This is a genomic window from Azospirillum sp. INR13, assembly GCF_015390205.1.
GTDB lineage: Bacteria > Pseudomonadota > Alphaproteobacteria > Azospirillales > Azospirillaceae > Azospirillum.
On the sequence record NZ_VUOI01000007.1, the window covers coordinates 133,821 to 150,429 of the forward strand.

The following is a 16,609-nucleotide window of genomic DNA, read 5'->3' on the forward strand; positions in this document are numbered from 1 at the left end:
GCCGGCTGCTGACGGAGTCAGGCCATGCCGACGATGCCGGTCGCGGCCATGCCCAGCGCCCACAGCCCGAAAACGCCGAGCGCCACGCCGGTGCAGTGGTTGAGCATGGTCAGCCCGCGGTCGGAGATGCGGTGGCGGACGGCGGCGACGCCCATCGACAGCGTCATCCACCACAGCGACGATCCGATGAAGACGCCCAGCACCAGGGTCGAGGCCTCCAGCCGGCCCAGCGTGCCGCCCAGCCCGAACCCGGCGAAGATGGCGATGAAAGCCATGATGGTCGCCGGGTTGGTCAGGGTCAGCGACAGGCCGGTCATGAAGCCGGTGAACCAGGATTTGGTGTCGGGGGCGGCGGCCGCCTCCCGCTCTTCCGCGTCGGGCTGCTGGCGGAAGGTGCGGATCGCCACCACCAGCAGGAAGATGCCGCCGATCAGCTGGAAGGCCGTTTCGTGCCCGCGCAGGAAACTGAGCGCCGCCGACACGCCGAAGGCGGCGATGGCGCCATAGATGGTGTCGGCCACCGCGGCGCCGAATCCGGTGAAGAAGCCCATCAGGGGGCCGTGCTGCAAGGTGCGGCGGATGCACAGAAGACCGATCGGCCCCACGGGTGCGGCGATGGCGAATCCGAGAACGATTCCCTGCAAAAGCACCCAGACTTCATCCACCGAGCGTCGCCCCCCGAATGCCTGTCGCCAATTCCCGTGGCCGTTCCCGTGACCGGCTTGCCGCGGCAAGCCGCCACCGGTTCGACGCAACGACCATCGGCGGGGGTGATAAACGCCCCCGTTCCCGTCGTCAACCGGGGGCGCCGCGATTCGCTGCACCCCATCCTCCGCTTTGTCGTCCGCTTTCCCTGTTGTGCGGAATGATGGCGCGGTTATCCTTTGGGTCAAGTTTCGGCTTTCCGGAGTGGGTGGGACATGAAGACGCGTATCCTTGCCGCCATGCTGGCGATGACGGCGATCACCGCGGTCGGCCCCCAGGCGCGGGCGCAGGACTTCTCGCCGGCCGTGGTGTTCGACCAGGGCGGCAAGTTCGACAAGTCCTTCAACGAGGCCGCCTACAACGGCGCCGAGCGCTTCAAGAAGGAGACCGGCACCGCCTATCGCGAGTTCGAGGTCACCAACGAGGGGCAGCGCGAGCAGGCCTTGCGCACGCTGGTCCGCCGCGGCGCCTCGGTGATCGTCGCCGTCGGCTTCTCGCAGACCGCGGCGGTGGAGAAGGTGGCGAAGGAGTCGCCCAACACCAAGTTCTGCCTGATCGACGACAAGCTGGAGGCGCCCAACGTCCAGTCCGTGACCTTCAAGGAGGAGGAGGGCTCCTTCCTGGTCGGCATGGCGGCGGCCCTGGCGTCGAAGACCGGCAAGGTCGGCTTCATCGGCGGCATGGACATCCCGCTGATCCGCAACTTCCTGACCGGCTACGAGCAGGGCGTGAAGCATGTCACGCCGGGCGCGGAGGTGTTCGTCAACATGACCGGCACCACCCCGGCCGCCTGGAACGATCCCGGCCGCGGTGCCGAGCTGGCCAAGAGCCAGTTCGCGCGCGGTGCCGACGTGGTCTTCGCCGCGGCGGGCGCCACCGGGCTGGGTGTGATGCAGGCGGCGTCCGATGCCGGCAAGCTCGCCATCGGCGTCGACAGCAACCAGAACCACGTCCATCCCGGCAAGGTGCTGACCTCCATGGTCAAGCGGGTCGACGTCGTCGTCCATGACTGCATGAAGTCGGCGAAGGACGGCAGCTGGAAGGCCGGCCACCGCGTCGTCGGCCTGAAGGAGGACGGCGTCGGCTATGCGCTGGACGAGCATAACCGCAAGCTGATCACGCCGGAGATGGAAGCCAAGCTGGAGGAGGCCGAGACGCAGATCATCGCCGGCTCGCTGGCGGTGAAGCCGTACAAGCCCTGATACACTCTTTGGGGCTGGTCCCGCCGATGACCCAGGAAATCCCGCCGCCCGCCCGCTCCGGCATCGCCCTGGAAACGGTGGCGATCAACAAGTGGTTCGGCACCAACCATGCCAACCGCGACGTGTCCGCTGTCCGTGCCGGCCGGAACCATCCATGGAGTGATCGGCGAGAACGGCGCCGGCAAGTCGACGATCATGAGCATCGTCTACGGCTATCTGCGCGCCGATGGCGGGGAGATCCGGGTGAACGGCAATCCTGCCGCCATCCGGACGCCGCGCGACGCGCTGGCCGCCGGCATCGGCATGGTCCATCAGCACTTCATGCTGGTCGACCCCTTCAGCGTGCTGGAGAATGTCCTGCTGGGGGCGGAAGGCGGGGTGACCCTGTCGGGCGGCCTCGCCCGCGCGCGGGCCGAGCTGACCCGGCTGGCCCGCGACTATGGGCTGGAGGTCGATCTCGACAGCCCGGTCGGCGACCTGCCGGTCGGCGCCCAGCAGCGGGGTGGAGATCCTCAAGGCACTCTATCGCGGCGCCGACATCCTGATCCTGGACGAGCCGACCGGCGTGCTGACCCCGCAGGAGGCCGACCATCTGTTCCGCATCCTGCGGGCGCTGCGCCAGCAGGGCAAGACGGTCATCATCATCACCCACAAGCTCCGGGAAATCATGGAGCTGACCGACAACGTCACGGTGATGCGCCGCGGGCAGGTGGTCGCCAACGTCGCCACCCGCGACACCAGCCGGGAACAGTTGGCCGAACTGATGGTTGGCCGCAAGGTTCTGCTGCGCGTCGACAAGACGCCGGCCAATCCGGGGGCCGAGGTGCTGCGGGTCGAGGGCCTGCGGGTGCGCGATCCGTCGGGCGTGGAACGGGTGAAGGGCGTCGGCCTGTCGGTGCGGGCGGGCGAGATCGTCGGCATTGCCGGGGTGTCCGGCAACGGCCAGTCCGAACTGCTGGAGGCACTGGCCGGCATGCGGCCGATTGCCGGCGGCTCCGTCCTGCTGCGGGGGGAGGAACTGGTGGGGCATCCCGGCCGCTTCAACGCCCGCGCACTGCGCGGGCTCGGCGTCGGCCATGTGCCGGAAGACCGGCAGAAGGTCGGGCTCGTCACCGGCTTCTCGGCGGAGGAATGCTCGATCCTGGGGTTCCAGGACGATCCGGCCTGGAACGGGCGGGTGTTGCTGGACCGCGGGGCGATTGCCGCCAACTGCGCTCGCCAGATGGAGGATTACGACACGCGGCCGCGCGACGGCTCGCTGGCGGCGGCCAATTTCTCCGGCGGCAACCAGCAGAAGATCGTGCTGGCGCGCGAGATCGAACGGAATCCCGACCTGCTTCTGGTCGGCAGCCAACCCGCGGCGTCGACATCGGCGCCATCGAGTTCATCCACCGCCGGCTGGCGGCCCTGCGCGACCAGGGCAAGGCCATCCTGCTGGTCTCGGTGGAACTGGACGAGATCCGCGCCCTGGCCGACCGCATCGTCGTGATGTTCGACGGCCACATCGTCGGCGAGGTGCTGCCCGACGAGGCGGACGAGAAGACGCTGGGACTGATGATGGCCGGCTGCAACTGACCGGCCGTCAGCTCCCAGGTCGTTACTCCACCATTCCCAGCGCTTCCTTGTACAGCTCCAGGATGGCTTCCTGCTCCTGGCGGTCGGCCTTGTCCATCTTCCGCAGGCGGATGATCTGACGGATGATCTTGGTGTCGAAACCGGTGCCCTTCGCCTCGGCGTAGACTTCCTTGATGTCTTCCTGCAGGCCGCGCTTTTCCTCTTCGAGACGCTCGATGCGCTCGACGAAGGACTTCAGGCGATCAGCCGCGATGCCGCCGACGTCGGACATGGCAAAACCTCAAACGATGGGGGTGTCTGGAACAGGGGCGGGACAATATCGGCGGGCGGGGGGATTGGCAAGCCGACGATGCGGCCCGGCCGGACGGGGCGGGGCTGCGCCTGCGTCATCACGTCGCGGCAGTTCCTTCGTACACCCTGCGCCGCCGCGCGGATTTGAACAGCCCGTGGCTGGTTTGTCTTATTATCTGAAACAATCGTACGATAGGCTCACGCAGCCATTCCCTTTGTTGCGATGCACTGTATAGGCTGGTATTACCATCGAAGGGGTCCGGCTTCACAAAGTCACACCGATGCGGCATGTATGCCCGTCGTCTAGGCCGATGACCCATGGGGGATGCCGGGATCGGCGTATCTGAGCAGGGGAGTCTTATCTAATGAAAGTCGCCATTCCAAAGGAGCGACGTGCGGGCGAACTTCGCGTGGCCGCCTCACCGGAGACGGTGAAGAAACTGAAGGGTTTGGGACTGGACGTGGTGGTGGAGAGCGGGCCGGCCTCGGTTCCAGCCTTCCCGACGCGGCCTATGAGGCGGCGGGGGCCGCCATCGCCGCCGATGCGGCCTCTGCGCTGGCCGACGCTGACATCGTGCTGAAGGTGCAGCGTCCGCTGATCGCCGCGGAAGGCGATGTCGATGAGTTGGCGCTGCTCCGCAAGGGCGCGCTGCTGTTCGCCATCCTCAACCCCTACAACAGCCGCGACCATGTGAAGGCCTACGCCGATGCCGGCGTGAACGCCTTCGCCATGGAGTTCATGCCGCGCATCACCCGCGCCCAGGTCATGGACGTGCTGTCCTCGCAGGCCAACCTCGCCGGCTACAAGGCCGTGGTGGATGCCGCCAGCGAGTACGGCCGCGCCTTCCCGATGATGATGACCGCCGCCGGCACCGTGCCGCCCGCGCGCGCCTTCATCATGGGTGTGGGCGTCGCCGGCCTGCAGGCGATCGCCACCGCCAAGCGCCTCGGCGCCATCGTCTCGGCCACCGACGTGCGCCCGGCGGTGAAGGAGCAGGTGCAGTCCTTGGGCGGCAGCTTCGTCGCGGTCGAGAACGACGAGTTCAAGCAGGCCGAGACCGCCGGCGGCTACGCCAAGGAGATGTCCGACGACTACAAGCGCCAGCAGGCCGCGCTGGTCGCCGAGCACATCAAGAAGCAGGACATCGTCATCACCACGGCGCTGATCCCCGGCCGCAAGGCGCCGATCCTGGTGACGGCGGAGCATGTGGCGTCGATGAAGCCGGGCTCGGTGATCGTCGATCTGGCGGTGGAGCAGGGCGGCAACGTCGAGGGCGCCAAGCTGGGCGAGGTGGTGACCACGGCCAACGGCGTGAAGATCGTCGGCCACGCCAACTACGCCAGCCGCATCGCCGAGTCCGCGTCGCTGCTCTACGCCAAGAACCTGCTGGCGCTGCTGACGTCGCTGCACGGCAAGGACACCGGCGTGGCCGTCAACTGGGACGACGAGATCGTCAAGGCCATCGCGCTGACCCGCGACGGCGCCATCGTGCATCCTGCCTTCGCCGGCTGACCGGGCGCCAGAGGAGACTTACCGCAATGGACCAGACCCAACTGTCCGCCCGTATTGCCGAGCTCAAGGCGAATCTGGCGGCGCTGAGCCAGCAGGCCGACCAGCTGGCCGCCCAGGTTGCCCACACGGCGCAGCCCGTCACCGAGGCCGCCGGCCCACGGCGACTTCTTCGTCACCGGCCTGACGGTGCTCGTGCTGGCCTGCTTCGTCGGCTACTACGTCGTCTGGCGCGTCACCCCGGCCCTGCACTCGCCGCTGATGGCCGTCACCAACGCCGTGTCCTCGGTCATCATCGTCGGCGCGCTGATCGCCGCCGGTCCTGCAGGCTTCGGTTTTTCGAAGGTCCTGGGCTTCCTCGCCGTCATCCTGGCAAGCGTCAACATCTTCGGCGGCTTCCTCGTGACCCAGCGCATGCTCTCCATGTTCAAGAAGAAGGGCAAGTAAGACCATGGAAACCTTGTCGGCCCTTCTCTATCTCGTCGCCTCCATCTGCTTCGTCATGGCGCTGCGCGGGCTGTCCAGCCCGGAGACCTCGCGCCAGGGCAACATCTACGGCATGGTCGGCATGACCATCGCCATCCTGACCACACTGGCCTCCCCCATCGTCCAGTCCTATTGGATGATCGTGCTCGGCATCGCCATCGGCGGCGCCATCGGCTATGTGGTGGCCAAGAAGATCGAGATGACGGCGCTGCCGCAGCTGGTCGCCGCCTTCCACTCGCTGGTCGGCCTCGCCGCCGTCTTCGTGGCGCTCGCCGCCTTCTACTCGCCGGAGGCCTACGGCATCGGCGTGGCCGGCGCCATCGCCAAGGGCTCGCTGGTCGAGATGGCGCTCGGCACCGCCATCGGCGCCATCACCTTCACCGGCTCGCTGGTCGCCTTCGCCAAGCTGCAGGGTCTCGTCACCGGCAAGCCGCTGGTCTTCCCGATGCAGCACCCGCTGAACGCGGCGCTGGGCGTGCTGACCGTCATCCTGATCATCTGGCTGGTTCAGTCGAACTCGTCGGCGGCGATGTGGCTGATCGTGCTGGTGGCGCTGGCGCTGGGCTTCCTGCTGATCCTGCCGATCGGCGGTGCCGACATGCCGGTGGTCATCTCGATGCTGAACAGCTATTCGGGCTGGGCGGCCTGCGGCATCGGCTTCACCCTGCAGAACAACCTGCTGATCATCACCGGCGCGCTGGTCGGCTCCTCGGGCGCGATCCTGTCCTACATCATGTGCAAGGGCATGAACCGCTCGATCTTCAACGTCATCCTCGGCGGCTTCGGCGGCGAGGCGGCCGGGGCTGCCGGGCGGGGCCGGGGCCGGTCCGCAAGGCTCGGTCAAAGCCGGTTCGGCCGAGGACGCCGCCTACATCATGAAGAACGCCCAGTCGGTGATCGTGGTGCCCGGCTACGGCATGGCGGTGGCGCAGGCGCAGCATGCCCTGCGCGAAATGTCCGACGCGCTGAAGCATGAGGGCGTGGACGTGAAGTACGCCATCCACCCGGTGGCGGGCCGCATGCCCGGGCCACATGAACGTGCTGCTGGCCGAAGCCAACGTGCCCTACGACGAAGTGTTCGAGTTGGAGGACATCAACCGCGACTTCGGCACGGCGGATGTGGCCTTCGTCATCGGCGCCAACGACGTGACCAACCCGGCGGCCAAGACCGATCCGACGAGCGCCATCTACGGCATGCCGATCCTGGACGTGGAAAAGGCCAAGACGGTGTTCTTCATCAAGCGCGGCATGGCGGCGGGGTACGCCGGCGTCGAGAACGAGCTGTTCTTCCGCCCCAACACCATGATGCTGTTCGGCGACGCCAAGAAGGTCACCGAAGAGGTGGTGAAGGCGATGGAAGCCTGATCGGCATCCATCTGCGGTTGACCGGAACCGATTGACCGGAAAGGGCGCGGGGGCGAAGCTTCCCGCGCCCTTTTCTTTGGGCCGAAAAAAGACGAGAGAGGATCCGGAAGCCATGGCCGCCTACATCATCGCCGACGTGCGCGTGACCGACCCGGTCGCCTATGAGGTCTACAAGTCGCTGACCCCCGATGCGATCGCCGGGAATGGCGGACGTTTCCTCAGCCGCGGCGGCGAGACGGCGGTGCTGGAAGGCGATTGGCAGCCCAAACCGCATCGTCATCCTGGAATTCCCGGACATGGCGACGGCCAAGGCCTTCTACCACAGTCCGGAATACCGCAAGGCGCGCGAGGCCCGGCGCAATGCCGCCGACTTCAAGATGATCGTGGTGGAGGGGCTGTAACGCGCCGGAGGACCGGCGGAATCCGTTCGGAGCGGCAGCGCGGAGGCGATTCCCTGAAAGGCTTCCACGCTTTCCCGCTGGTCACGCACCATGTATGACACAAAAAACATGTGCTATCGCAAATTCCCGTGCGACGATGTGTGAAAATCACTCTTCCTCTAACGCGCAATCGTGCTAAATAGCGTCGGAACCCCAGTCGAGGATGATCCGATGCTCCGCCTGACCCGTCGCTCCACCCTTGCCGCCCTCGTTGCCCTCGCGTCGGCTGCCGCGTCGGCCGTCGCCGTCATGCCCGGCACCGCGCGCGCCGCCGATCCGGTGAAGCTGGAAATCGGCTACATCCCGATCCTGGCCGCGTCGCCGCTGTTCATCGTCGACGGGCAGGGCTGGGCCAAGGAGGCGGGAATCCAGCTGAAGCTGACCCGTTTCGAATCCGGCCCGCACGCCATCCAGGCGATGGCCGCCGGGCAGATCGACCTGCTCTATGCCGGTGTCGCCCCGGTGCTGGTCGCCCGAACCAAGGGCGCCGACATCTCGGTCATCGCCAACTCGGCGGTGGAGGAGATGGTGGTGGCCGCCCGCGGTCCCTTTGCCAAGGCGATGGGCGCCAACCCGACCGCCGAATCCTTCAAGAAATTCGCCGCCGACTCCGGCCGCAAGCCGAAGATCGGCACCCAGCCGCCGGGCTCCGTCCCCGACACCGTGCTGAAGCACTGGCTGTTCAAGGTGGTGAAGGTCGATCCGGCCGATGTCGAACTGGTGCCGATGGGCATCGAGAAGACGCAGCAGGCCCTGCTGGCCGGCGCGCTCGACGCCGCCACCATCGCGAGCCGACGGTGACCGTCACCCAGCAGATGGACCCGAACGTCGCCCTGCTCGCCACCGGCGCCCAGATGTTCCCGGACCAGCCCGGCACCGTGGTCGCCGCCCGCGCCGAGGTGCTGAAGAAGAACCCCGATGCCATCAAGGCGCTGGTCAAGGCCCATGTCCGCGCCGTCGACATGATCGCCAAGGATCCGGCCGCCTCGGCGAAGCTGGTGAACAACTATCTCGGCAAGGGCCTGATGGAGCCGGCGACGCTGGAAGCGGCCTTCAAGGGTCCGGGTTCCAAGTTCGTCGCCGATCCGCACAAGGTCGTGCCGGCGGTGGAGAAGATGATGGCCTACACCAAGGAGATCGGCTCGGCCAGCGAGACCGTTCCGGTGGCCGAGGCCTTCGATTTCAGCTTCTACGACGCCGTCGCCAAGTAACCGCGGCGCGCCTGGGGATATCGGAAAGCCGATGAAGACCACCAACAAGATCGCCCTGTCGGCGCTGGGCGTCGTCGTCTTCCTGCTGGCGTGGGAAGCGGTGGCGCGCAGCGGCGTCGTGCCGGCCCGGCTGCTGCCGTCGCCGAGCGCCGTGCCCGCCGCCTTCCTGACCGAATTCAAGAGCGGCACCTGGCAGGAAATGGTTATGGCCAGCCTGTCGCATTATCTGGTCGGGCTGTCGCTGGGCACCTTCCTCGGCGTGTCCTTCGGCACGGCGGCGGCGTTGTGGGGCAAGTGGGACGCCTTCCAGGCCTGGGTCGTGCGCATGCTGCGCCCGATTCCCGCCATCGCCTGGATCCCTTTCGCCATCATCTGGTTCGGCGTCAGCGAGGCCGCGGCGTCCTTCCTGATCGCGCTGACGGTGTTCTGGATCAATTACTACGCCAGCTATGCCGCGGTGCGCGGGGTGGACAAGGACCTGATCGAGCTGGGCTATGCCTTCGGCCAGGGCGGGCTGATCCCGCGGCTGTTCAAGATCATCCTGCCCGGCGCCCTGCCGGGCATCCTGTCCGGCCTGCGCGCCGGGCTGGGCAGGGCTGGATGACCGTGGTCGCGGCGGAGCTGTTCGGCATCTCCGGCCTCGGCATGCGGATGATGGAGGCGTCGGGCCTGCTGGCGACCCACATCGTCGTGCTCTACATGGTCACCATCGCGCTGCTCTACGGCGTGTCGGATTTCCTGTTCATGCAAGTTCAGTCGCGGGTGCTCTCATGGCAGCGGTGACCCTCTCGAAGACCACCGCCGCGTCGGTCATCGACCTGGAGGACGTGTCCATCGGTTACGGCAGCGACGCGCCGCCGGTGCTGGTCGACGTCAACCTGTCGGTCGAGCGCGGCAGCTTCGTCGCCATCGTCGGCCCGTCGGGCGTCGGCAAGTCCACGCTGCTGCGCGTCGTCGCCGGTCTGCACACCGCGCGCAGCGGCGGCGTCACCATCCACCAGGACAAGCGTCCCGGCCACCGCCCGGTCGGGCTGGTGTTCCAGGATTCCCGCCTGCTGCCCTGGCGGCGGGTGATCCGCAACGTGGAGTTCGGGCTGGAGGGCCTGCCGGTCAGCCGCGACGAGCGCCGTCAACGGGCGGAGGCCGCGCTGAAGCTGGTCCGGCTCGACGGCTATGCCCGCCGCTGGCCCTACGAGTTGTCGGGCGGCCAGCGCCAGCGCATCGGCATCGCCCGCGCCATGGCGGTGGACCCGGACATCCTGCTGATGGACGAGCCCTTCGGCGCGCTGGGACGCCATCACCCGCCACAACCTTCAGGACGAGCTGCGCCGCATCCACCAGGAGACCGGCAAGACCGTGCTGTTCGTCACCCACGACCTGGAAGAGGCGGTGCATCTGGCCGACCGCATCATCGTGCTGGGCGGCACCCCGGCGCGGGTGGTGCGCGACGTGCGCAACAGCGCCGGCCGCGACGGCTCGGTGTTCCGCGATCAGGTGGAGCAGCTGCGGTCGGAGATCGCGACAATTACAGCATCTGATCGGATAAGGCCGGCGATCATAGCTCCATCGTACAATTTCCTACACGAACAGTCTCTGGCAGCCTGAACTCCGGCATGATGTTTGCTGCGTTGCGGCAAACCTGCTGCGAGGGGCTGTGTCATGGGACCGCACCGACCGTCTTTTGGGCACACCGCCGACCAGCTTGGCGGGGAGCGCACAGGAACTGTGCAGAACAACATCCTGGCCGCCGCGGCTTGCGGGGTGTCCGGCTTCATCGCCGCGCAGGGCGGCTGTCCCCGACCGGGTGTTCCACCGCGCGGGCGTGGAGGAGCGGGCGCTCGGCGAGCCGACGCTGGCGCTCGATCTCCGCGCCTATGTGGCGATGATGGAAGTGGCGGCGGCGGAGACCGGCAACGACAATTTCGGCCTGATGTTCGGCCGCCAGTTCCAGCCGGAGATGCTGGGGCTGATCGGTTCCATCGCGCTGGCCGCCCCGACGCTGGGGGCGGCGCTGGACCATCTCGCCCGGCTGTTCCCTTCCACCAGCAGGCGACGGAGACCCGCTTCGTCCGCGAGGGCGAGTTGCTGCGGCTGGAATACCGTATCCTCGACGGCTGCATCGTCGAGCGGCGGCAGGACGCCGAACTGACCATGGGCATGTTCGCCAATGTGGTGCGCGCCTGCCTCGGTCCGCAGTGGATGCCGGAAGAGGTGCATTTCGAGCATCCCAAGCCGGAGGGTTGGCGCCAGCACGAGGCGCTGTTCGACGCGCCCGCCCATTTCGGCCAGCGCACCAACGCCATCCTGCTGCGCGACCGCCATCTCGACCGCCGCATGCCCGGCGGCGACATGGCGCGGCTGACCGGGCTGTGCGGCACGCTGATCGACATCGCCCGCGGCACCGGCACGCCGCCGCTGCTCGACCGCGTGAAGGCGGAGGTGCGGGCGCGGCTGCCCGAAGGTCCGCCCTATGTCGAGGACATCGCCGACCGGATCGGCATCGCCCGCTGGACCCTGCAGCGCCGGCTGGCCGACGAGGGGCTGAGCTTCTCCGATCTGGTGGAGGGGGTGCGGCGCGATCTGGCCGCGGTCTACATCTGGCAGCGCCATGTCCAGGTCGCCGACATCGGCGCGCTGCTGGGCTATTCGGAGGTCAGTGCCTTCAGCCGGGCCTTCCGCCGCTGGTTCGGCGTGTCGCCGGCGAGGATGCGCGAAGGGCGGGGCTGAGCGGACCTGCCGGCCTCCGCATCCCGGCCCGTGCCGGTGGCGGATGCGATCCACCTGTCATAAGATCGGTGCCAGGACATTTCCAAGCGGAAGGGACCCTGGGCGGGACAGGCGGGATATGGCGCGCGCATCGACGAACCTTCACCGCTTCTGGCGTGACCCGGCCCTTCCGCATCTGGAGGCGCGGAGCATCGAGGACGGGCACGGGGTCTGCTATGGCTGGCACAGCCACCCGACCTTCTCCATCGGGCTGGTGAGCGGCGGCGTCAGCGAATTCCGCATCGGCAGCGACTGCCACCGCATTTTCCGCCGGAACCGTCGTGCTGATGAATCCGGACGAGGCGCATGTCTGCAACCCGCATGGCGGGCAGTCCTGGTCCTACCGCATGCTGTATGCCGATGCGGCATGGCTGGCGGCGGTGGAGGGGGAGGAGCGGTTCCGGCCCTTCGCCCCGGCGGTGTGCCGCGACTCGGAACTGGCCGGCCGGCCGGGCCGGCTGTTCGGGCTGCTGTTCGATCCGGCCACCGGCAGCGCCGGGAGGGAGGAGGCGGTGCGGTCCTTCTTCGCCGGTCTGCGGCGGGCGCTGGGCGGAACGCCTGCCGAGGGGGCGGGCGGCGGCGAGCATGCGGCGCTGGAACGGGCCGCCGACTTCATCTCCGCCCATTGCACGCAGCCCTTGCGGCTGGCCGACATCGCTGCGGCCTGCAGATTGTCGCCCTCATATCTGGTGCGGTCCTTCAAGGCGCGCTACGGGCTGACTCCGCACGCCTACCAGATCAATCGCCGCATCCAGTTCGGCAAGCGTGAGCTGCAGCGCGGCCGGCCGATCGTGGAGGTCGCGCTGGACGCCGGATTCGCCGACCAGGCCCATTTCCAGCGCGCCTTCAAGCGGCATGTCGCCGCCACCCCGGGCCAGTACATGCGCCGGGGGGTGAAGGCGACGATTGCGGTGGGGCGGCGGTCAGGCGGCGCTGCCGATATGAATGGCGCTTACCGTCACCAAGGCGGCCATGGCGCGGTTGACGGGGGCTGAGTAGCAGCGCAACAGAAAGTCAGATTGCCCGGTTATGCGAAAACCGCGTGGAGCTGTGTTTCCGTGTAGCCTAGCAATCCGACAGGGCTACCTGTACCCGAATCTAGGGGCATGGACATTCGAACGGTTTCTTCTGGTGGGCGTTCGGCAATATGTACATTCCAATTCAAGCAAAACGAAATTCCAATTTCTAGCTTATTTTGCGCTTTCGTCGTCAAGTAAAGCAAATGTCAATTTAACCCAATATGGAATTATAAATATAGTTGCTAGCGAATTTTTTTAAGCTGCTAAGAAAATATGGATATTTATCAGGAGAGGTGTTTTCGTATATTTCCATATACGCGCCACTGATTAATCCAAATATTACGACAATAATTAGAAATGCAACTTGTGCGAGGCATCCGTATCCAGCAATCTTAGGGTTGTTTGTGATATAGCTAATTATAATGGATATTAACAAAACAACACCAAGAAATATTACGATCGGATATTGGCTAAATTCATAACCAAATAAGACTGCATCTTCGATTCCGAAAAGTAATATTAATGCATGACCAAATATTAAGTACATCAGAGAGGTTGATAAGTGTTTCATTTTTTCTCCTTATAATAGCATATAATTGGAATTAAAACACGTACAGGATGCAGTTGCGCTAATCAAACTATTTTTATCAAAGCAACCGAACTAAATGAAGTTCGCTATTCCACTCCACAGTTTCCAGCCCATCCACGGCTGAAAGGCCGCACCCGCCCAGCGGGTGAGCGACGCGGCAGCGGGCCAGCCCTGCAACGGCTCCGCTAGACTGAACTTGGGCTGCACCAGCAGCAGGATGAATCCGAGCGTCGCGTCGGCTACATGCCGAAGGGTGGCGCGCTGGCCGGGAGAGATCGAGGCGGCCAGCGCGAAGCCGGCCATCGACAGGTAGAGCGTCGTCATCGTCCCGCCCTATTTCAGCAGCGGCAGCGAGCCGGTCAGCGAGCGCACCAGCGCCGCCGGTCCATGCAGGCAGAGGCCGAGATAGCGCAACTCCTCCTGCCGGGTGGCGGCGAGGCGCCGGCTGTAGTCGTCGTAGCTCTTGGCGCGCTGGGCGACGTCGGTCATGCCGATGACGCGGAGCCCGTCGGCTTCCCGTTCCACCGCCTGCCGGCGCAGGGCGCGCAGGCCGTCGGCATCGGAAACCAGGATCGGCATGACGATGGTGGTGATGCCGGGATGGCCGATGCCGTCGGCATCGCGCAGGTCGCAACCCACCAGTTCGGGCCGATCCTTCCCCAGCGTCATCGACAGGGCGGCGGCGGTGTTGGCGATCAGCCCCGGCGGCAGGGCATGGTCGATGATGAAGGCGCAGCGTGTCACGTCCGGCTTTCCTTTGTTGAAGCAAGGTCAGGCCGGTGGACTGTCGCGGGTCGGGCGGGGGCCGGTATTGAAGGAAATTACCCCAGGGCGGGGAGAGGCCGGCCGTTCAGAGGCCGACCTCGACCGCCGCGTTGACAACGTAGATCTGCTCATTGCGGTCGTTCTTGTCGGCCAGGAAGATGCCGCTCGGCGCCAAGCGGCTTTGCCCCCACCCCAACCCTCCCCGCTCTCGGCCGGCCGAAGGCCGGTCCGATCGCGGGAGAGGGTGCCTTGCGAAGCGGCGGCAGTCCCCTCTCCCACCGTAGGTGGGGGAGGGTTAGGGAGGGGGCAGCCGCAGTTCCCCCTCACTCCGTCGGCAGCCCCACGTAATTCTCCGCCAGCGCCGTCATCGCGGCGCGGGAGTGGACGAGATAGTCCAGCTCCGCCAGATGCACGCGCTGCTCGAAGGGCGACTCCTGCTCGTTCCGGTGCAGCATGGTGGTCATGTACCAGGAGAAGCGTTCCGCCTTCCAGATGCGGCGCAGACAGGTGGCGCTGTAGCGCTCCAGCCCCTCGCTGCTGCCGGACTTGTAGTAGGCGGTCATGGCGCGGGACAGCACCAGCACGTCGGCGACCGCCAGGTTCAGGCCCTTGGCGCCGGTGGGCGGCACGATGTGGGCGGCGTCGCCGGCGATGAACAGGCGGCCGTGCTGCATCGGATCGCGGACGAAGCTGCGCATGGCGATGATGCCCTTCTGGAAGATCGGCCCTTCCTTCAGGGTCCAGCCGCTCTCGTCCTCCAGCCGGCGGTGCAGTTCCGACCAGATGCGGTCGTCGGACCAGTTGGCGATGTCGTCCTTGGGATCGACCTGGATGTAGAGCCGCTGCACCTCCGGCGAGCGGGTGCTGAGCAGGGCGAAGCCGCGCTCGTGGTTGGCGTAGATCAGCTCACGGTGCGACGGCGGCGCTTCCGTCAGGATGCCGAGCCAGCCGAAGGGATAGATCATCTGGTATTCGGTGCGCGCGGCGGCGGGGATCGCCTGCCGGCTCGGCCCGTGGAAGCCGTCGCAGCCGGCGACGAAGTCGCAACGCAACTCCTCCACCGGGGCGTCGGGGCCGCGGCGGAACCGGACGCGCGGCGCCTTGCCGTCGAGGTCGAGGAACTGTACGTCGGACACGCCGAACAGGATGCTGCCGCCATCCTCCAGCCGGGCGGAGACGAGGTCGCGGATCACCTCGTGCTGGGCATAGACGGTGACGCGCTTGCCGCCGGTCAGCTCCGCCATGTCGATGTGGTGGCTGCGGCGGTCGAAGCGCAGGGTGATGCCGGAATGGAAATGGCCCTCCCGCATCATGCGGCCGCCCAGGCCCATGTCGTTCATCAGGTCGACAACCCACTGCTCCAGCACGCCGGCGCGGATTGTGCCCTCGATTTCCTCGCGGCTGCGATGCTCCAGGATCACCGACTCGATGCCCTGGCGGTGCAGCAGATGGGACAGGAACAGGCCGGCCGGGCCGGCGCCGACGATGGCGACCTGCGTGCGGGTCGCTCCGGTGGTTTGCATGTCTCTCGCCCTCTTCGGGAAGCCGGGTCCGGCGCGATTCCGCAGATTGTTGTGTGCGCCAATTATTAGTGCTCATGCTATTCCCGCAGGCGGAGGGCCGGACATGGACGAACCGGCGAAAGGCTTGTACTTTTCATCGTCAGGCCGCCGGAGCCCGTGCGATGTCCGCCCAGCATGCCCACAGCGCCGAACCCATTCCCCGCTATTGGCTCTACGGCGAACCGCCGGCCGTCCCGGAGCTGCGCTTCGTCCATATCGAGACGATCCCGGAACGGATGCGCTTGTACAATTGGGAGGTCCGGCCCCACCGCCATGACGGGCTGAGCCACGCGCTGCTGGTCACCGGCGGCGGCGGGCGGCTGACTGCAGATGGGGTGGACACCGCCTTTCGCGCCCCCGCCCTCATCGTCGTGCCGCCGCAGGTGGTGCACGGCTTCCGCTTCGATCCCGGCACCGATGGCCATGTGCTGACCATGTCGGAGGGATTCCTGGCCGGCGTGCTTGCCGCCGCGCCGGAGGCGGAGCTGCGCGACGCCCCGCCCCTGCCGCTGGCCTGGGATTTGGGCGAGGGTTCGGACGAGGCGGCGGCGCTGTCCCATGCCTTCGCCGCCATCCGGCGGGAGTTCCGCGCCCACCATGCCGGCCGGGCCAGCGCGATTGCCGCCCATGTGATGCTGCTGCTGGTCGCCGTGGCGCGGCTGAGGGCCGGCCGGCGCGACGATGGGGCTCGCGACGGGCAGGGGCAGTCCGCCGACGTCCGGCTGCTCGCCCGGCTGCGGCCGATGATCGACGAGCGGTTCAGCCGGCATTGGCCGGTGGAGCGCTATGCCGTGGCCCTGGGGGTCACGCCGGGCCGGCTGAGTGCCGCCTGCCGCCGCGTCACCGGCCTGTCGACCCTGCAGCTGGTCCATGCCCGGCTGATGCTGGAGGCCCGGCGGTCGCTGATCTACACCAGCCACGGCATGGCGGAGATCGGCTATGCCCTGGGTTTCGAGGATCCGGCCTATTTCTCCCGCTTCTTCACCAAGCGCGAGGGGCGGTCGCCGCAGGCCTTCCGGCGGGCGCACGCAAAGGACGGGCATATGGCCAACGGCACAGCGGGAGGCAGCCTTGACGGCAACGGCCTTGACCGGACCGGGGGCGCCTCACCACAGTAGCATCC

At 66.8% G+C, this 16,609-nt stretch carries 14 protein-coding genes and 9 pseudogenes; 18 read left to right on the plus strand and 5 right to left on the minus strand.

From position 1 onward, the window contains the following. Window positions 1–17: 17 nt before the first annotated feature. Complete coding sequence (locus tag F1643_RS08350) at window positions 18–650, minus strand: LysE family translocator (RefSeq protein ID WP_370540523.1); 633 nt, start codon at window positions 648–650, stop codon at window positions 18–20. Window positions 651–920: 270 nt separating this feature from the next. Here F1643_RS08350 and F1643_RS08355 point away from each other — a divergent pair, with 270 nt between their 5' ends. From F1643_RS08355 to F1643_RS24595, 4 genes and pseudogenes are all read left to right on the plus strand, one after another. Continuing rightward, window positions 921–1,907: a BMP family protein gene (locus F1643_RS08355; RefSeq protein WP_194912546.1), complete on the plus strand. Its 987-nt coding sequence runs from the start codon at window positions 921–923 to the stop codon at window positions 1,905–1,907. A 108-nt stretch (window positions 1,908–2,015) separates the two neighbouring features. Further along, window positions 2,016–2,348, plus strand: a pseudogene (locus F1643_RS24585) (ATP-binding cassette domain-containing protein); the annotation flags it as partial. Between the two features lie 61 nt (window positions 2,349–2,409). Next, window positions 2,410–3,396 (plus strand): ATP-binding cassette domain-containing protein, encoded by a 987-nt coding sequence (locus F1643_RS24590; RefSeq protein ID WP_370540524.1) that lies wholly within the window; start codon window positions 2,410–2,412, stop codon window positions 3,394–3,396. Next, entirely contained in the window at window positions 3,351–3,482 is a 132-nt protein-coding gene (locus F1643_RS24595; protein WP_370540536.1) for a hypothetical protein, read from the plus strand. The genes F1643_RS24590 and F1643_RS24595 overlap by 46 nt, the downstream gene beginning before the upstream one ends. 22 nt (window positions 3,483–3,504) lie before the next feature. Here the strand turns inward: F1643_RS24595 and F1643_RS08365 are convergent, their stop codons facing one another. Continuing rightward, entirely contained in the window at window positions 3,505–3,753 is a 249-nt protein-coding gene (locus F1643_RS08365; RefSeq protein ID WP_012973951.1) for a DUF2312 domain-containing protein, read from the minus strand. Window positions 3,754–4,138: 385 nt separating this feature from the next. Here F1643_RS08365 and F1643_RS08370 point away from each other — a divergent pair. The 13 genes and pseudogenes from F1643_RS08370 (at window position 4,139) to F1643_RS22675 (ending at window position 12,546) form a co-directional block, all read left to right on the plus strand. After that, window positions 4,139–5,286 (plus strand): annotated as a pseudogene (locus F1643_RS08370) (Re/Si-specific NAD(P)(+) transhydrogenase subunit alpha). 26 nt (window positions 5,287–5,312) lie between these two features. Next, window positions 5,313–5,730 (plus strand): annotated as a pseudogene (locus F1643_RS08375) (proton-translocating transhydrogenase family protein). 4 nt (window positions 5,731–5,734) lie between these two features. After that, window positions 5,735–7,134 (plus strand): annotated as a pseudogene (locus F1643_RS08380) (NAD(P)(+) transhydrogenase (Re/Si-specific) subunit beta). A gap of 112 nt (window positions 7,135–7,246) precedes the next feature. Next, window positions 7,247–7,333, plus strand: a pseudogene (locus tag F1643_RS22645) (DUF1330 domain-containing protein); the annotation flags it as partial. 4 nt (window positions 7,334–7,337) lie between these two features. Next, window positions 7,338–7,535 (plus strand): DUF1330 domain-containing protein, encoded by a 198-nt coding sequence (locus F1643_RS08385; protein WP_255542542.1) that lies wholly within the window; start codon window positions 7,338–7,340, stop codon window positions 7,533–7,535. Window positions 7,536–7,745: 210 nt separating this feature from the next. Then, window positions 7,746–8,375 (plus strand): ABC transporter substrate-binding protein, encoded by a 630-nt coding sequence (locus F1643_RS22650; RefSeq protein WP_255542543.1) that lies wholly within the window; start codon window positions 7,746–7,748, stop codon window positions 8,373–8,375. After that, window positions 8,372–8,785: an ABC transporter substrate-binding protein gene (locus tag F1643_RS22655; RefSeq protein ID WP_370540525.1), complete on the plus strand. Its 414-nt coding sequence runs from the start codon at window positions 8,372–8,374 to the stop codon at window positions 8,783–8,785. Before F1643_RS22650 ends, F1643_RS22655 begins: the two co-directional genes overlap by 4 nt. Before the next feature lie 31 nt (window positions 8,786–8,816). Then, window positions 8,817–9,568 (plus strand): annotated as a pseudogene (locus F1643_RS08395) (ABC transporter permease). Next, window positions 9,556–10,390: pseudogene (locus tag F1643_RS08400) on the plus strand (ABC transporter ATP-binding protein). The pseudogenes F1643_RS08395 and F1643_RS08400 overlap by 13 nt, the downstream one beginning before the upstream one ends. Window positions 10,391–10,607: 217 nt before the next feature. Continuing rightward, window positions 10,608–11,062 (plus strand): annotated as a pseudogene (locus F1643_RS22660) (AraC family transcriptional regulator); the annotation flags it as partial. Between the two features lie 72 nt (window positions 11,063–11,134). Continuing rightward, window positions 11,135–11,512, plus strand: coding sequence for a helix-turn-helix transcriptional regulator (locus F1643_RS22665; protein ID WP_255542556.1), 378 nt, complete (start codon window positions 11,135–11,137; stop codon window positions 11,510–11,512). A gap of 317 nt (window positions 11,513–11,829) precedes the next feature. Then, window positions 11,830–12,030, plus strand: a pseudogene (locus F1643_RS22670) (AraC family ligand binding domain-containing protein); the annotation flags it as partial. After that, window positions 12,022–12,546, plus strand: a complete 525-nt coding sequence (locus F1643_RS22675; protein WP_370540533.1) for a helix-turn-helix transcriptional regulator — start codon at window positions 12,022–12,024, stop codon at window positions 12,544–12,546. The pseudogene F1643_RS22670 and the gene F1643_RS22675, both read left to right, overlap by 9 nt. Before the next feature lie 685 nt (window positions 12,547–13,231). Here F1643_RS22675 and F1643_RS21675 read toward each other — a convergent pair. The 3 genes from F1643_RS21675 to pobA all read right to left on the minus strand — a co-directional run bounded on the left by F1643_RS21675 (window position 13,232) and on the right by pobA (window position 15,447). After that, window positions 13,232–13,483 (minus strand): hypothetical protein, encoded by a 252-nt coding sequence (locus tag F1643_RS21675; protein ID WP_206692405.1) that lies wholly within the window; start codon window positions 13,481–13,483, stop codon window positions 13,232–13,234. A gap of 9 nt (window positions 13,484–13,492) precedes the next feature. Continuing rightward, on the minus strand, window positions 13,493–13,903 hold the full coding sequence (locus F1643_RS08420) for a DUF2000 domain-containing protein (protein WP_194912549.1): 411 nt from the start codon (window positions 13,901–13,903) through the stop codon (window positions 13,493–13,495). Between the two features lie 344 nt (window positions 13,904–14,247). Next, window positions 14,248–15,447, minus strand: a complete 1,200-nt coding sequence (pobA, locus tag F1643_RS08425; RefSeq protein WP_194912551.1) for a 4-hydroxybenzoate 3-monooxygenase — start codon at window positions 15,445–15,447, stop codon at window positions 14,248–14,250. Between the two features lie 161 nt (window positions 15,448–15,608). Here pobA and F1643_RS08430 point away from each other — a divergent pair, with 161 nt between their 5' ends. Further along, window positions 15,609–16,604, plus strand: a complete 996-nt coding sequence (locus F1643_RS08430) for a helix-turn-helix domain-containing protein (RefSeq protein WP_194912553.1) — start codon at window positions 15,609–15,611, stop codon at window positions 16,602–16,604. The last annotated feature ends 5 nt before the right edge of the window (window positions 16,605–16,609 follow it).